The organism is Niallia sp. Marseille-Q9988 (assembly GCF_976954375.1).
The window spans coordinates 24,112-39,727 of sequence record NZ_CDRJSZ010000017.1; the positions used below are offsets into that span (position 1 = coordinate 24,112).

At 36.4% G+C, this 15,616-nt stretch carries 17 protein-coding genes; 14 read left to right on the forward strand and 3 right to left on the reverse strand.

Annotated features, from left to right (window positions below):
* Window positions 1-40: 40 nt before the first annotated feature.
* Window positions 41-865, forward strand: coding sequence for a YitT family protein (locus ACWNMZ_RS22705; protein WP_251628585.1), 825 nt, complete (start codon window positions 41-43; stop codon window positions 863-865).
* Between the two features lie 14 nt (window positions 866-879).
* The gene (locus tag ACWNMZ_RS22710) at window positions 880-1,242 is read left to right on the forward strand and encodes a hypothetical protein (protein ID WP_251628586.1); all 363 of its coding nucleotides are present in this window, start codon (window positions 880-882) and stop codon (window positions 1,240-1,242) included.
* A 128-nt stretch (window positions 1,243-1,370) separates the two neighbouring features.
* On the opposite strand, the gene ACWNMZ_RS22715 is transcribed toward ACWNMZ_RS22710, so the two are convergent.
* From ACWNMZ_RS22715 to ACWNMZ_RS22725, 3 genes are all read right to left on the reverse strand, one after another.
* Window positions 1,371-1,562 (reverse strand): DUF3813 domain-containing protein, encoded by a 192-nt coding sequence (locus ACWNMZ_RS22715; protein WP_251628587.1) that lies wholly within the window; start codon window positions 1,560-1,562, stop codon window positions 1,371-1,373.
* Complete coding sequence (locus ACWNMZ_RS22720) at window positions 1,563-1,715, reverse strand: hypothetical protein (protein ID WP_251628588.1); 153 nt, start codon at window positions 1,713-1,715, stop codon at window positions 1,563-1,565.
* A 137-nt stretch (window positions 1,716-1,852) separates the two neighbouring features.
* A complete protein-coding gene (locus ACWNMZ_RS22725) occupies window positions 1,853-2,671 on the reverse strand; it encodes a Cof-type HAD-IIB family hydrolase (RefSeq protein WP_449598907.1) in 819 nt (272 codons plus the stop codon).
* A 688-nt stretch (window positions 2,672-3,359) separates the two neighbouring features.
* Here ACWNMZ_RS22725 and ACWNMZ_RS22730 point away from each other — a divergent pair.
* From ACWNMZ_RS22730 to ACWNMZ_RS22785, 12 genes are all read left to right on the forward strand, one after another.
* On the forward strand, window positions 3,360-4,139 hold the full coding sequence (locus ACWNMZ_RS22730; RefSeq protein WP_251628590.1) for an alpha/beta fold hydrolase: 780 nt from the start codon (window positions 3,360-3,362) through the stop codon (window positions 4,137-4,139).
* Between the two features lie 127 nt (window positions 4,140-4,266).
* Window positions 4,267-4,575, forward strand: a complete 309-nt coding sequence (locus ACWNMZ_RS22735) for a metal-sulfur cluster assembly factor (RefSeq protein WP_031538181.1) — start codon at window positions 4,267-4,269, stop codon at window positions 4,573-4,575.
* A gap of 120 nt (window positions 4,576-4,695) precedes the next feature.
* A complete protein-coding gene (gene moaA / locus ACWNMZ_RS22740) occupies window positions 4,696-5,709 on the forward strand; it encodes a GTP 3',8-cyclase MoaA (RefSeq protein WP_311297990.1) in 1,014 nt (337 codons plus the stop codon).
* A gap of 39 nt (window positions 5,710-5,748) precedes the next feature.
* Window positions 5,749-7,017 (forward strand): molybdopterin molybdotransferase MoeA, encoded by a 1,269-nt coding sequence (locus ACWNMZ_RS22745; protein ID WP_251628592.1) that lies wholly within the window; start codon window positions 5,749-5,751, stop codon window positions 7,015-7,017.
* 57 nt (window positions 7,018-7,074) lie between these two features.
* Window positions 7,075-7,797: a FadR/GntR family transcriptional regulator gene (locus ACWNMZ_RS22750; RefSeq protein ID WP_251628593.1), complete on the forward strand. Its 723-nt coding sequence runs from the start codon at window positions 7,075-7,077 to the stop codon at window positions 7,795-7,797.
* A gap of 154 nt (window positions 7,798-7,951) precedes the next feature.
* Window positions 7,952-8,671 carry a (Fe-S)-binding protein gene (locus ACWNMZ_RS22755; protein WP_031538186.1) on the forward strand — a complete coding sequence of 240 codons (720 nt, stop codon included), beginning with the start codon at window positions 7,952-7,954 and terminating at the stop codon, window positions 8,669-8,671.
* 20 nt (window positions 8,672-8,691) lie between these two features.
* Entirely contained in the window at window positions 8,692-10,122 is a 1,431-nt protein-coding gene (locus tag ACWNMZ_RS22760; RefSeq protein ID WP_251628595.1) for a LutB/LldF family L-lactate oxidation iron-sulfur protein, read from the forward strand.
* A complete protein-coding gene (locus tag ACWNMZ_RS22765; protein WP_031538188.1) occupies window positions 10,119-10,835 on the forward strand; it encodes a LutC/YkgG family protein in 717 nt (238 codons plus the stop codon). The genes ACWNMZ_RS22760 and ACWNMZ_RS22765 overlap by 4 nt, the downstream gene beginning before the upstream one ends.
* Window positions 10,836-11,312: 477 nt before the next feature.
* Window positions 11,313-12,347: an N-acetyl-gamma-glutamyl-phosphate reductase gene (gene argC / locus ACWNMZ_RS22770; protein WP_449598908.1), complete on the forward strand. Its 1,035-nt coding sequence runs from the start codon at window positions 11,313-11,315 to the stop codon at window positions 12,345-12,347.
* 12 nt (window positions 12,348-12,359) lie between these two features.
* Window positions 12,360-13,604, forward strand: coding sequence for a bifunctional ornithine acetyltransferase/N-acetylglutamate synthase (gene argJ / locus ACWNMZ_RS22775; RefSeq protein WP_031538193.1), 1,245 nt, complete (start codon window positions 12,360-12,362; stop codon window positions 13,602-13,604).
* 10 nt (window positions 13,605-13,614) lie between these two features.
* The gene (argB, locus tag ACWNMZ_RS22780; protein WP_031538194.1) at window positions 13,615-14,388 is read left to right on the forward strand and encodes an acetylglutamate kinase; all 774 of its coding nucleotides are present in this window, start codon (window positions 13,615-13,617) and stop codon (window positions 14,386-14,388) included.
* Window positions 14,385-15,542: an acetylornithine transaminase gene (locus tag ACWNMZ_RS22785; protein ID WP_251628597.1), complete on the forward strand. Its 1,158-nt coding sequence runs from the start codon at window positions 14,385-14,387 to the stop codon at window positions 15,540-15,542. Before argB ends, ACWNMZ_RS22785 begins: the two co-directional genes overlap by 4 nt.
* Window positions 15,543-15,616: the final 74 nt, after the last annotated feature.

Sequence of the window (15,616 nt, forward strand, 5' to 3'; positions counted from 1 at the left end):
TAATAGTAAAAATTACTATATATCGTAATGGAGGATACATATGTATTGGTTATTAACAAAAAAATTAGTTGTTGTTATTTTTGGGGCATTATTAAATGCTATTGCCATGAATTTTTTCCTGATACCTGCTGATGTGTATGCAAGCGGCTTTGCAGGTGTAGCCCAACTTGTATCAAAAGTAACACCAATTTCTACGGGTATATTATTATTTATTCTCAATGTTCCCATTGCTATACTTGGCTGGATAAAGGTAGGGAGATCATTTACCTGTTTTAGCTTTTTAAGCGTAGTTTTTATGTCTTTGTTTATGGAAATCATTCCAGTAACAAGCTATTCACATGATATTTTGCTGAATGCTGTTTTTGGTGGTGTAATTGCTGCGGTTGGAGTGGGCTTAACATTAAAATGGGGAGCATCTACTGGCGGAATGGATATTATCGCAATGATTCTTTCTCGGGTGCAAGATAAGCCAGTCGGTACTTATTTCTTTATATTAAATGGAGCAATTATCATTACAGCAGGCGCCATGTTCGGTTGGGAAAAAGCTTTATATACGCTAGTGAATCTCTATGCGGCAACAAAGGTGATTGATACGATACATACTGCACATCAAAAATTAACCGTGATGATTATTACAAAGAAAACGACAGAACTAAAGATTGCCATCCATGAAAAATTAGTTAGGGGTATTACAATTTTGCCAGCACGGGGAGCATTTTCCAATGAACCAAAGGAAATGCTAATGATTGTTGTGACACGTTATGAACTATATGATATAGAACGAGTGATTAAGGAAGTTGATCCACATGCATTTACCAATGTAGTACAGACGACAGCAGTACTAGGTTTCTTTCGAAAAGCATAAAGGAGGTTGTTGGTTTGCAGAAAATACTAGCAGTTGTCTTATGTGTTATCATAAGTGGATTTACTCCGTATATGTCCACAGCATCGGCAAATTCTAATAAAGAAAAAGTGGATCTTTCTAATCTCTCTGTAAATGGGGCAAATGGAAATTATCTCGTTAAAGGGATGATTTCTGGTAGTGAAGATGATGTCTATTATACAGTGGAGGATGGCCACAATGAATTAATCGCCAAAAAGAAAGTGCCATTAACCAATCACAAATTTATGCTAGAAATTCATTTGAATAAGAAAGATCTTCCTACGAATGGAACGGTTATTTTATACTTTTCGGAAGAGGGAAAAGAGCCATATCCAGTGGTGTTAGAAACATTTTCTTGAACTTACGGCTTATTTCCATAACAGGCTTGCGAAACTACTAAAAAAAAGCTGTCCAATAAAGTATATCTCCCAAGCGTTTTCTTTTTATACGCTTGTAAAGAGTAACTTTATTTGGACAGCTTCATTCATTATTGTGTGTGAATTTGATCCAGCTCTTTTTGTAAAGCTGCTAATTGCGACTGTTCGGCTGTAGTTGTGTTCGAATATGCAGAGCTAATGGCATTCTTTGCTTTATCAACTAAGCCGTCTAAATCTTTGCCGTTCGCATATTTAGCTACTTCAACTGCTTGTCTGGCTTCTTGAAAAAGTCTATTTCCCATTTATTCTAATCCTCCATGAAATTGTCTTTCATTTGACATTTTGTAGCTCTCAGCTTCAGCATATGTCATATGATAAGGGATACGTTCGGAATGCTTTGATACGGAGTCTACTCCTTGCTGTACGAAGCGTTTCGATTTATTTCGTTTTCCCATTCATGATCCCTCCGAGTGTTAGAGTATAATTGGAAAGACAAAGAAGCATTTCATTTTCAAGTGAAACAGTGATTTGCTGCTTCTATTATAGTATGGTCGAAAGTATCAGCTTTAAAGACGGTAAAGATACCCAACTTTTAAAGAGCACGAAGGTTTAAAGCCTCATTTAAATAAATAGCTATTCCGTCTTCTTCATTGGATAAAGTAATGTCATTAGCAAGGGTTTTTAACTCATCAATCCCATTCCCCATTGCTACCCCTTTTCCAGCATATTCAATCATTTCAAAGTCATTATCTTCATCTCCAAAGGCAATAATATTTTTTTGTGGGATTTGATAGTAATCAGACACCTTTTGCAATCCAATTGATTTATTTATCCCTGTTTTAACAATTTCAATGACATGAAATGGGTCTGCCCAACGGCGATGGTCAATTAAATCTGCATGGACTTCAGATAAATGCTTGCGGATTGCAGGAACATGCTCTTCTTCTGCATGAATTAGGATTGAAGTAGGAGCACTTTCCAAAAATTCGAGTAGGTTTCCAACCGTTACTTTTGGATTTCCTAAGGAAAAAATATCGATTAGTTTTTCATCATGATAATGATAGTACACATCATCCATTACTTCTGCGATAATGTTATGAAAAGGATAATCATTGCATGCAGCTACAATATCACGAGCTGTTTTTATATCAAGAGGGGAATGATAAAAACCCCAATTTGAATCTTTTGGATGATGAATAAAAGCTCCATTAAAGTTAACGATAGGAGTATGTAAGTTTAATTCATGATAAATCGCTTCGCTTGCGCGGAAAGGTCTCCCAGTTGCAATCATCACTTCATGACCATCATTCATCGCTTTTTGAATGACTTTTTTTGTAAGGGGAGAAATGGTTTTATCATCTTTTAATAAAGTTCCGTCAAGGTCTAAGGCAATTAGGTGTTTTTCTGTCATAGTGTCTCCTTTAGTGTCAATATAGTAATTTTAAATTCATCTTTTTAGGGGCGTAATTTTCGAAAAAAATGCCACTTCATGTTACACTTACTAATACATATAGAATATTATTACACTTTATTCGTTAATTCTACTTTTAGCTTGTTAAGTTATGTAAAATAAATGAAATAGTAGATAAACTCCCTTTATAATCTTTACAGTTTTCCCCACTTTTAACGGAGTGACATTCCCTTTAAGCTGGAGGAGAATGCGAAGAAGCTAATGGGAGAAGAACTGTCCGTAAAGGTCCGATTGGTTCAACTAATCATCAGTGGGAAAAGGGCATCCCACTGAAGAAAGTTTCCCTTTATCCCACTCTTAACGGACAGTAACTCTCCCCTTTAAGCTGGAGGAGAATGCGAAGAAGCTAATGGGAGAAGGACTGTCCGTAAAGGTCCGATTGGTTCAACTAATCATCAGTGGGGAAAGGGCATCCCACTGAAGAAAGTTTCACTTTATCCCACTCTTAACGGACAGTAACTCTCCCCTTTAAGCAGTAGGAGAATGCGAAGAGGTTAATGGGAGAAGAACTGTCCGTAAAGGTCCGATTGGTTCAACTAATCATCAGTGGGGGAAGGCATCCCACTGATGAAAGTTTCACTTTATTGTACATGAATTATTTATTTTTTCCAAAAAGGAGGGGCGAGAGATGATTCTGGTTGAAAAATTACATATAGAAGAAATTCCAGTTTTGCATATTGTAAAAAAAGACCACTATGATCAAAAACGACCATATATTCAATTTACACACGGCTTTACCAGTGCAAAGGAGCATAATCTCCATTTTGCCTATCACTTAGCAGAGAAGGGATTTCGCGTTGTTCTCCCTGATTGTTTATATCATGGAGAACGAGAGCAGGGATTATCCTCTATGGAATTATCGATGAATTTCTGGCAAATTGTGATGAAAACGATTGATGAAATGGAAGAGATAAAAAATTATTTTAGCAAGAAAGAACTTATTGATGAAAAGTATATAGGTATTGTTGGAACAAGTATGGGCGGGATTGTTACATTAGGTGCATTAAAAAAGTATCCGTGGATTAATACTGCTGTGAGTTTGATGGGAATGCCATATTATGAGAAATTTGCTCACTATACCATTTCTGAAGTGAAAAAAAGAGGCTATGAGCTGCCGCTTAGTGAGAGGGAAATCGAGGAGCTAATTAGGCAATTAGAAGAACTGGATCTAAGCAAGGCACCAGAAGCATTACAGCATCGTCCTCTGATGTTCTGGCATGGGAAGAAGGATGAAGTTGTACCATATTCCTATTCTCATCAGTTTTATGAACATATAAAGCCACTGTATGAGGAAGTACCCGATCGATTAGTATATCTTTCGGAAGAAAATACAGGTCATAAAGTAAGTAGAAGTGCTATGCTGAAAACAGTGGAATGGTTTGAAAAACATTTAGAAGCTGGATTGTAAAAAGAGTGATTCAAATCCTTTTTTCTAGACATCATTATTTGTTATAGTGTTATTATAAAGATAAAATTTCTCTTGAAGAAGATAGGAAATATGCTTGACCATAAATAAATATAAGGGGTGCCTTCACATGAATGAAGAACTAAAAGATAGTATAATGGGTGCACTGGAGCTTGTAATCGATCCAGAACTTGGTGTCGATATTGTAAACTTAGGTTTAGTTTACGATTTGGAGCTTAAAGAAGATGGTCTATTGGTGGTAACGATGACGTTAACAGCAATGGGATGCCCACTTGCAGGTGTTATTGTTGATCAAGTAAAAGCAGCCTTAACCGACATTCCAGAAGTAAGTGATACAGAAGTAAATATTGTCTGGTCTCCAGCTTGGACGAAAGATAGAATGTCAAGATATGCAAAAATCGCCTTAGGCGTGAGATAAGTAGCTCGTATTAAGAAGAAGGGAAACCTTCTTTTTTTCTTTATTTTTAATATACTGTATATTATGAAAAGTGGTATGATAGTTAAAAGTGAAATTTTTGTGAACGTTTAGTAAGAAGGAGTGAGATTGAATATGAAGGATCAGCTAGATAGACCACTAAGGGATTTACGCATCAGTGTTATTGATCGCTGTAATTTACGGTGTCAATATTGCATGCCTAAAGAAATTTTTGGTCCAGATTATCCCTTTCTTCCTCCAAGTGAATTATTAACTTTTGATGAGATAGAAAGAATTGCAAAACAGTTTGTTCAGTTAGGTGTCGAAAAAATTAGATTAACTGGCGGAGAGCCATTGTTACGAAAGGATTTGTCTTTGCTAATTGAAAGGCTTGTTCAATTAGAGGGTGTTTATGATATTGCTTTAACTACTAATGGAATTTTTCTTCCAAAATATGCGAATGATTTAAAAAAGGCTGGTCTCAAGCGAGTAAATATTAGCTTGGATAGTATGAATGATGAATTATTTGGGGCTATGAATGGCAGGAATGTAGGCGTCACTCCTGTAAAAAAAGGAATAGAAGCAGCTAAAAAAGCTGGTTTAGGAATTAAAATAAACATGGTAGTAAAAAAAGGGATGAATGATTCAGAAATAATTCCGATGGCCACTTATTGCAAAGAAAATGAATTGGAGCTTCGATTTATTGAATATATGGATGTTGGTAGCACAAATGGATGGAAGATGAAGGATGTCATTACAAAGAAAGAAATCTATAGGCAATTGCAAGAACACTTTGACTTAGAGCCGGTAGTGGCCGATTACTTTGGAGAAGTTGCTAAAAAGTATCAATATAAAGATTCCGATGTGCTTGTCGGTTTTATTACTTCCGTTTCTGAATCCTTTTGCACAAGCTGCACAAGAGCAAGGCTATCTGCTAATGGTTATTTATATACATGCCTGTTTAATGAAAAAGGGCATAGTATTCGGGACTTTATTAGAGAAGGCGCAGATGATTCAGCTTTGTCTGCTTTTATCAAGAATATTTGGCAACGGCGAACAGACAGGTATTCAGATGAAAGAACAGAAGAAACGGCAAAGCTACGAAAAAAAATCGAAATGTCTTATATTGGTGGCTGATTTTTATTCCTTAATAAATATGTATCAAAGGTGATAATAATGGTAGAAAGAAGAATTCCGATTTCTGTAAAGGAAGCTGTAATGAGAGTAATGAAATTTGCAAAAGAGGGGAAAAAAGAGGAAGTCTCCATTTATGAATGCAATGGAAGGTTTTTATGTGAAGATATTGTAGCGAATCATGATGTCCCTTCCTTTGATCGGTCTACATATGATGGGTTTGCCATACGCTCTGTTGATTTAAAAGGGGCAAGCAAGGAGAAGCCAATTACACTATCAGTCATTGATGAAATAGGTGCTGGTCAAGTTTGTCAAAAAAGAATTGGAGAATATGAGGCTGTCAGAATTATGACAGGTGCAATGTTACCTAGTGATTGTGATGCAGTAGTAATGTTTGAGGTCGTTAAAGAGGGAAGAGAAAATGATCAGCCTTATATTATAATCGATCATGAAGTGGAGAAAGGAACGAATCTTTCATTTCAAGGAGAAGATGTAAAAAAAGGGAAAGTTCTTGTGGAAAAAGGAACAAAAATTAATCCAGGCGTTATGGCGCTTCTTGCTACTTTTGGCTACGAGAAAGTTCCAGTTGCTAAAAAGCCGATTATTGGAATATTTGCTACGGGAACGGAATTATTAGAAGTAGATGAGCCGTTAGAAAAAGGAAAAATCAGAAATAGTAATGCCTATATGATAATGGCGCAAATAGAAAGAGCAGGAGCAATACCTGTCTATTTTGGAAAATTACAAGATGTATTTACAGTAAGCTATGATGCGATGAAGGAAAAACTTGAATCGGTAGACATATTCATTACAACCGGTGGAGTTTCGGTTGGTGACTATGATTTGCTTCCGGCTATTTACAAAGAACTGGGAGCTGAAGTGCTTTTTAACAAAGTCGCGATGAGACCTGGAAGTGTGACAACGGTTGCTCATCTAGATGGCAAACTTTTATATGGATTATCAGGGAATCCATCAGCTTGCTATGTTGGATTTGAAATTTTTACAAAACCAATCATTAGAAGATATCTCTTTTCTTCCAAACCGCATTTACAATCTGCACCTGCAATATTAGGAGAGGATTTTTTGACAGCCAATGCTTTTACTCGTTTTTTCCGTAGTACAGTTAGTTGGAAAGAGGATGGATTACATACCGTACCAAGTGGTGTAGATAAATCGAATATTGTAACAAGTCTTGCCTTTGCTAATGCATTAACGATGCTTCCTAGCAATTCTACAGGTTATCCAAAGGGAGAGCGTGTGAATGTTCTTTTATTGGAAGAGGAAGAAGGCTCTGAATGGCCCTGGAATTAACAGTGCGAGGGTAAGAATTAGCTGAAGGAAAATTTTTTATTTAAAGGAGGTGAATAGATGGAATTTAAGCAAATAAAACCGAAAAAAATATACGAAGAAGTAGCAGATGCTCTATACGAAGCAATAAAAAAAGGACAATTGAAGTCTGGCGAAAAATTAGCCTCTGTTCAGCAATTAGCTGACAACTTTCAAGTTAGTCGTTCCGCAATGAGAGAAGCGCTGACAGCCTTAAAGGCAAAGGGGTTAATTGAACTGAAGCAAGGGGAAGGAACATTTGTAAAAACATATCATCCAGAGGAAATAGTATTTTCTTTTCCCCAAGCGGTTCTTATGAACAAGAAGGATGTCATGAATTTACTGGAAGTAAGAAGAATGATTGAAAGTGGAGCGGCAAAATCTGCTGCGGAAAACCGCACGAATCAAGACTTAATAGAAATGAAAGCTGCATTAGATAAGATGAGTGCTGCGAATGGAGGAGAGGAATTAGGGGAAGCGGCCGATTTGGAATTTCATCTGTCTGTAGCTAAAGCGACAAATAATGCATTGCTCGTAAATCTATTGATGAATGTATCAGATCTCATGCAAGAAACGATGAAAGAAACAAGGCAAATTTGGTTATATTCAAAGCAGACGACGGTGACTCAGCTTTATGAGGAACATTTGCTTATCTATCAAGCTATTTTGCATAAAGAATCAGAAAAGGCAGTTAGTGCCATGACTCAGCATTTAGAAAATGTGGAAGAGATTTTAATCAAATATTTTGCTAAAAAGGAGAAGTGACATAAATAAGGTGTTTGTTTTTAATCGTTTACTAGAACTATTTAAAGTTTTGAAATCGCTTTAAAAATTTTATTAAGTCATCAGATGACCTGTTCATTAGTGTTCATATGCTTTTAGAAAATGATGGTGTATATCTAGAAAGAGGGGATTTGAAATGAAAGTAACATTATTTGCTACCTGTCTTGTTGATATGTTTCAAAGTGATGTTGGGAAAGCAACAGTTGAATTATTAGAAAGATTAGGATGTGAAATAGATTTTCCAACAACACAAATATGCTGTGGGCAGCCATCCTATAATAGTGGCTATGTAAAGGAAACGAAGGAAGCGATGAAAACAATGATGAAGACCTTTCAGGATGCAGAATATATTGTCTGTCCGTCTGGTTCTTGTGCCTATATGTTTCATGAATATGAGCATATTTTTAAAGGGGATCCGGTCTGGGAGCCAATCGCAAAAGAGCTTGCCACAAAGACATTTGAATTAACACAGTTTATTGTAGATGTCTTAAAAATAGAAGATGTCGGGGCAACATTTCACGGGAAGGTTACCTATCATACATCCTGTCATATGACAAGATTGCTAGGGGTGAAGGAAGCTCCTATTAAGCTATTAAAAAATGTTCGTGGAGTGGAATATACCGAATTGCCATTAAAGGAGAATTGCTGCGGATTTGGGGGGACCTTTTCGGTGAAAATGGGGCAAATTTCAGAACAGATGGTGGATGAAAAAGTCGCTTGTGTCGAATCAACAAATGCTGAATATTTAGTTAGTGCAGATGCAGGCTGTCTAATGAATATTGGAGGAAGAATGGATCGAAAGGGCAAAGCAATAAAAGCTTTACATATAGCAGAGGTATTAAATAGTCGAGAATAAAATGGGGGGATTTAATAGCTATGTCGATGAAAACAAGCTCACAAAAATTTAAAGAGAGAGTTTCAACAGAATTGGAAAATGAATTTATGCGTGGTGCTGTATCAAAGGCGCAACAAACCATTCAGACAAGAAAAAACACAGTTACAGAGGCAATGGGGAATTGGGAGGAATGGCGGTCCCATGGTGAGGAAATCCGTCAGCATGTATTAGAAAATCTAGATTACTATCTATTTGAACTAAGTGAACAGGTAGCAAAGCGTGGAGGTCACGTCTTTTTTGCGAAAACCGGTGAAGAGGCAAGTAAGTATATTGAACAAGTAGCTGTAGAAAAAAAGGTGAAAAAAGTAGTAAAAGCAAAGTCGATGGTCACAGAAGAAATCTCCTTAAACCAAAAGTTGGAGGAGGCTGGATGCGAGGTTATTGAAACGGATTTAGGAGAATACATTTTGCAGGTGGATGATCATGATCCCCCTTCCCATATCGTTGTTCCAGCCTTGCATAAAAACAAAGAACAAATCCGTGATGTGTTTACAAAAAAACTAAACTATACAAATACGGAAAAGCCAGAAGAATTAGCATGGCATGCAAGACAGGTGCTTCGAAATGAGTACTTAACAGCAGATATGGGGATTACTGGCTGCAATTTTGCTGTAGCAGAAACAGGATCGATTACGCTCGTAACGAATGAAGGAAATGCAGACTTAGTCGCAGCTCTCCCAAAAACACAAGTCGTTGTAATGGGAATGGAACGGATAGTCCCTACTTTTTCCGAAATGGAAGTTTTGGTTGGGATGTTAACGAGAAGTGCTGTTGGGCAAAAGCTAACGAGTTATGTAACAACACTAACTGGGCCAAGAGAAAAGGGAGATGTGGACGGACCAGAGGACTTTCATCTAGTTATTGTGGATAATGGCCGCTCGGATATACTTGGCGGAGAGTTCCAATCTGTTCTGCAATGTATACGTTGTGCAGCATGTGTAAATGTTTGTCCTGTATACAGACAGGTTGGTGGACATTCATACGGCTCCATATACTCTGGACCAATTGGGGCAGTTCTTTCTCCTTTGTTAGGTGGCTATGAAGAGTATAAGGAGTTGCCGTATGCTTCGACTCTTTGCGGAGCATGTACAGATGCGTGTCCTGTTAAAATTCCTCTACATGAATTGTTGCATAAGCATAGACAAGTAATTGTCGAAAAGGAAGGAAAAGCACCAATTTCTGAAAAAATGATTTTTAAAGCTTTTGGTATTGGAGCATCTTCCCCAAAACTATATAATATTGGATCTAAAATGGCTCCTGCAGTGACAAAGCCATTAGCAAAAGGCGATAAAATTACAAAAGGTGTTGGCATGTTAAAAGAATGGACAGATATTCGCGATCTTCCTGCACCAAATAAAGAAAGATTCCGTGATTGGTTCAAGAATCGAGAGAAAGGAGAAGATAAAAAATGACAGGGACAATCGAGAACAGGGAAGCTTTTCTTGAAACAATTGCTTCTAAATTAGGCAGACAAAGAAAAACGAAGTTAGAAAAACCTCGTTGGGCCTATCAGCCACAAGAAGAGGTACTTAAAGAGGCATCGAAGGATGAACTGGTTGAGGTTTTAAAATCGCAATGTACGCTTATTCATACAGATTTAGTCATTACTTCCCAAAAGGAACTCACCAATACACTGCATCATTTCATTAAAGAGTATGGTGGCGGAAATATTGTTACTTGGAAGGATGTTCGATATCAACAGTATGGACTCGAGGAATTATTTAACGAAAAGCTACCCAAAGAAGAAATCGAGGTATTTGAGTGGGACCCAATATTAGGAAAAGAGAATATTGAAAAGGCAGAGAAAGCAAATATTGGAATTACGATAAGTGAAATGACTTTAGCAGAATCAGGTACAGTTGTTGTTTATAGTGGAAAAAATCGTGGAAGAACGGTCAGTTTTTTACCTATAAACAGTGTGGTTATTATTCCAAAAAGCACGATTGTCCCACGAATGACGCAGGCAGCAAAAATCTTAAGAGAAAAAGTACAAAACGGAGAAGTGCTTCCGTCTTGTATTAACTATATTACAGGACCAAGTAACTCAGCTGATATTGAAATGGATTTAGTTGTTGGGGTCCATGGGCCAGTAAAAGCTGTTTATATAGTAGTAGAAGATTTATAAATGAGCTTTTTGTGAAAATTTCTGACACCACTAGATAAATGCCTCATATGATGTTGATGTTGAATCAAGAAATTCTCTATCTTTATGGATTAAAGTGAAGTTTTTCCATGAAGATAGAGGGCTTAGATTTTCTCGAGTAGAATGGATACCAGCAGAAATGCATATAGTGTTCGAAGCAAAGGAGAAAGGATTGAAAATAAGCAGATATGATCCAAACAAAAGAAGAAATAATCAAAATAGCATATACGATCCACACATATCCCAACAATCTTCATCTAAAAATTTCCCACACAAACAATCTAATTAAATTCATTAACCTATTACCTATATTATTATCAGAAAAATAAGAAAACTATTACTTTTATGAAAAAGTGTTGATTTTATGTGCAGTAGTTTTTATAATAAGAGAATCTTAGATTTAATAATTATAAATAAAAATGATTAAATATACAATTATTCAATCGGAAGGAGGAAGTCATGAAGGCAGCTATAATTGGTACAACTGGCTATGGTGGTGCGGAATTAATTAGAATTTTGCATAGCCATCCATTATTTAGAATTAAGTCTGTACATACAACAAGAGATGAAGTTCCAGTATGGAATGAATATCCCCATTTATTTAATATTATGGAGAATAAATTAGAACAAATTAATCCAGAAAAAATAGCAAAAGAATGTGATATTGTTTTTTTCGCTACTCCTACAGGTGTATCTGGAAGATTGGTTCAAGAATTCGTAGATAAAGAAATACAAATGGTCGATTTATCTGGGGATCTTCGATTAAGGAATACAGATGATTATCAGAAATGGTATCAAAAAGAACCTGTTTCAGCTGAACTTGTCAATAGTTTTGTATATGGTCTTTCCGAATGGAATAAAGAAAATATAGCTTCTAGTAAGAGAATTTCGAACCCAGGATGCTATCCCACTGCAACTCTATTAGGATTAGCACCAGTAGTGAAAGAAAATATGATTTTACCAAATAGTATCATTGTTGATGCGAAATCTGGTATATCGGGAGCGGGAAGGAGTCCGTCTAGGGCTAATATGTTTGCTGAAATGAGTGAAAATTTTAAAATTTATAAAGTGAATCAACATCAGCATATTCCCGAAATAGAGCAACAATTAGCTGAATGGAATTCTGAGATGAAAGCTATTACTTTTTCAACTCATCTGCTGCCGACAAGCAGGGGGCTAATGGCAACTATATACGCGACATTAAATAAAATGGTCACAAATGATTATTTGCATGATTTATATATGGAAATGTATAAGAATAGTCCTTTTGTGCGAGTGAGACCACTTCATACCTATCCTTCCATTAAAGAAGTAACAGGTTCCAATTATTGTGATATTGGAATAAATGTGGATGAACGTACAGGAAGGTTAACGATTGTATCCGTTATTGATAATTTAATGAAAGGGGCTGCGGGTCAGGCCATTCAAAATGCAAATGTGATGAATGGCTATGAAGAAACAACTGGATTACAGTTTCTTCCGCTTTACCCATAAGGAGGAGCCTACGTGCAGGTTATTAACAATATTCATGAACATTCATCACATATTGAAGTAATAAAAGATGGAAATATCGTCACTCCGATTGGCTTTAAAGCTGCTGGTGTGCACGCAGGACTTCGATATAACAAAAAAGATATTGGCGCCATTATAAGTGAAGTTCCAGCAAATTGTGCTGCCGTATATACAACAAGTCATTTTCAAGCTGCACCTTTAAAAGTAACGCAAGAATCTATTGCAAAGGAAAAGCAAATACAGGCAGTGGTAGTTAATAGTGCATGTGCAAATGCATGTACAGGAGAGAAAGGCTTAAAGGATGCCTATCAAATGAGAAAAATGATGGCAGACTATCTTCATATTAAGGAAGAATATGTTGCTGTTTCATCTACAGGTGTAATTGGTGAATATTTACAAATGGATAAAATTGAAAAAGGCATTAAAAACTTCGATTTTAATGCCACGCTGAAAAATGCCGAAGCCTTTCAAGAGGCAATTCTTACTACTGATACAGTAATGAAGAAATGCTGTTTTGCCGCTACTATCAATGGGGTTACGGTAACAATGGGAGGAACAGCAAAAGGATCGGGGATGATACATCCTAATATGGCAACAATGCTTGGCTTTATTACGACAGATATAAATATTTCGTCTGAAGTACTACAAGGTGCTTTAAGTAAAGTTATTCCAACCACTTTTAATCAAATTACAGTGGATGGAGATACCTCAACAAATGATACAGTGTTAATTATGGCAAATGGAATGGCGAAAAATGAATCACTTACAGAAGATCATCCTGATTACCCAATCTTTTTGGAACTGCTTGCTACATCATGTGAGAGTCTTGCTAAGCAGATTGCAAAAGATGGTGAAGGAGCAACGAAGCTTGTGGAGGTAAAAGTTTCAGGAAGTAATAATGACGATGAAGCACGTGTTATTGCCAAACAAATTGTTGGATCCAACTTAGTAAAAACCGCAATTTATGGGTCAGATGCTAACTGGGGAAGAATTATCACTGCTATCGGTCAAACCAAAACTTCAGTAAATCCTGAAAGAGTAGATATAGCGATTGGGGATATCATTATGCTCAAGGAAAGTGAGCCACAATCCTTTTCAGAGCAAGCGGCAATCAATTACTTAAATCAGGATTTCATTCAGATATTTGTAGATCTGCATAATGGAGATGGCGAAGGAAAAGCATGGGGCTGCGATTTATCTTATGATTATGTCAAGATAAATGCTAGCTACAGAACCTGAGGTGAAATCGATGAAAACCATTGTTATAAAATGTGGGGGAAGTGTAATCGATCAACTAACTTCAGAATTTTTTACTAGTTTAAAAAGGCTAAAAGCTAATGGCTATCAGCTAGTATTTGTACATGGTGGCGGTCCAGACATTAACGAGATGCTTGATTATTTTCAAGTGAAAGCAACATTTCATAATGGGCTTCGTAAGACAACAGAAGAGGCACTGGAAATTGTAGAGATGGTTCTGTCTGGAAAAACAAATCGTAAGTTGGTTCAGTTGTTAAGGGAGAACGGCTTAGATGGTATTGGTCTTAATGGGACAGACGATAATTGTATAAATGCATCTATTATTGATGAAGAAAAGCTTGGCTTAGTAGGGGCTGTTTCAAAGGTGAATGCAAGGTTGATTTACACCTTATTAGAAGAAGCTTTAATCCCAGTTATAACACCTTTAGGAATTACAGAGGATGGTAGGAAATTAAATATAAATGCAGATTATGTGGCATCAGCAGTAGCTAAGTATTTACATGCGGAACAATGTCTCTTTGTTACAGATGTAGCGGGAATCTTAATAGATGGAAGGCTTCAATCAGTAATGGCACAGGAGGAAATTAATCATTTTATCGAAACTGGTCAGATTAGTGGTGGAATGATTCCAAAAGTTACTTCTGCCATAGCTGCATTAGAAAGTGGTTTAAATAGTGTAATGATTGTATCAGGCAAAAAACAATTTTTTGATGGGGAAGACTTACTTGGAACAAAAATCGTTGTGAAAGAAGGGATTATAGAATGAGTCATTTATTCCCAACCTATTCAAAATGGGAAATTGAGCCAGAATCAGCTAAAGGAAGCTATTTATATAGTAAGGATGGGGGCGTTTATTTAGATTTTACATCAGGGATAGGTGTTTGTAATTTAGGTCATTGCCATCCGGAAGTAAAACAGTCTGTAGAACAACAATTAAATAAGTTTTGGCATGTTTCTAATCTTTTTCCAATAGAATTGCAGGAGAAGGCAGCTGAACTGTTAACAAATGCGTCTGGATTAGATCTTGTTTTCTTTGCAAATAGTGGGGCAGAAGCAAATGAGGCAGCGATTAAGCTAGCAAGAAAGGCAACGGGAAAAACTAAAATTCTAACTTTTATGCAATCCTTCCATGGAAGAACATTTGCAACAATGTCCGCAACGGGTCAAGATAAAATCAAGCAGGGATTTGGTCCAATGCTAGATAAATTTGAATATGTTCCTTTTAATGATTTAGAAGCTTTACAGCAGCTATTAACAGAGGATGTAGCAGCAGTCATGCTTGAGGTGGTGCAAGGAGAAGGCGGAATTTTTGTTGCTTCAAAAGAGTTTTTACAAGGAGTAGAAGCACTTTGCAAAGAAAAAGGCGTTTTGCTAATCATTGATGAGATTCAAACAGGGATTGGTAGAACAGGAAAAGCCTTTGCATTTCAGCATTTTGGAATTAAACCAGATATTATCAGTTTAGCAAAAGGGATGGCAAATGGTATACCAACAGGTGCTATTGTTGCAGATGGAAAGTTAAAAGAATTTTTCGGACCAGGTAGTCATGGAACAACATTTGGAGGAAATCCTTTAGCAATGGCCGCAGCCGTAAAAACAATGGAAATCATCTTTCAGCAATCCTTTTTAGATGATGTACAAAAGAAAAGTGAATGGATTATTAGTGTTCTAAAAGAAAAGCTAGTTGGAAATCAACTAGTGAAGGATATTCGTGGATTAGGATTAATGATTGGAATTGAACTGGATATGCCAGTAGCTTCGATTTTGGGAGAATTAAGAAAAGAAGGATTAATGGTTTTAAATGCTGGAGAAAAGGTTATACGATTATTACCAAGTCTTAATACTCTACAAGAAGATTTCGAAAAAGCGTTAGAGATATTAGAAAAAAATCTAAATATTCATGCGAAAATCACAATCTAATATGTATTTTTTTGCATGATAATGTATAATTATAAGAAATAAAGAGTAACTATACATTCATTATCGAGGTGTAA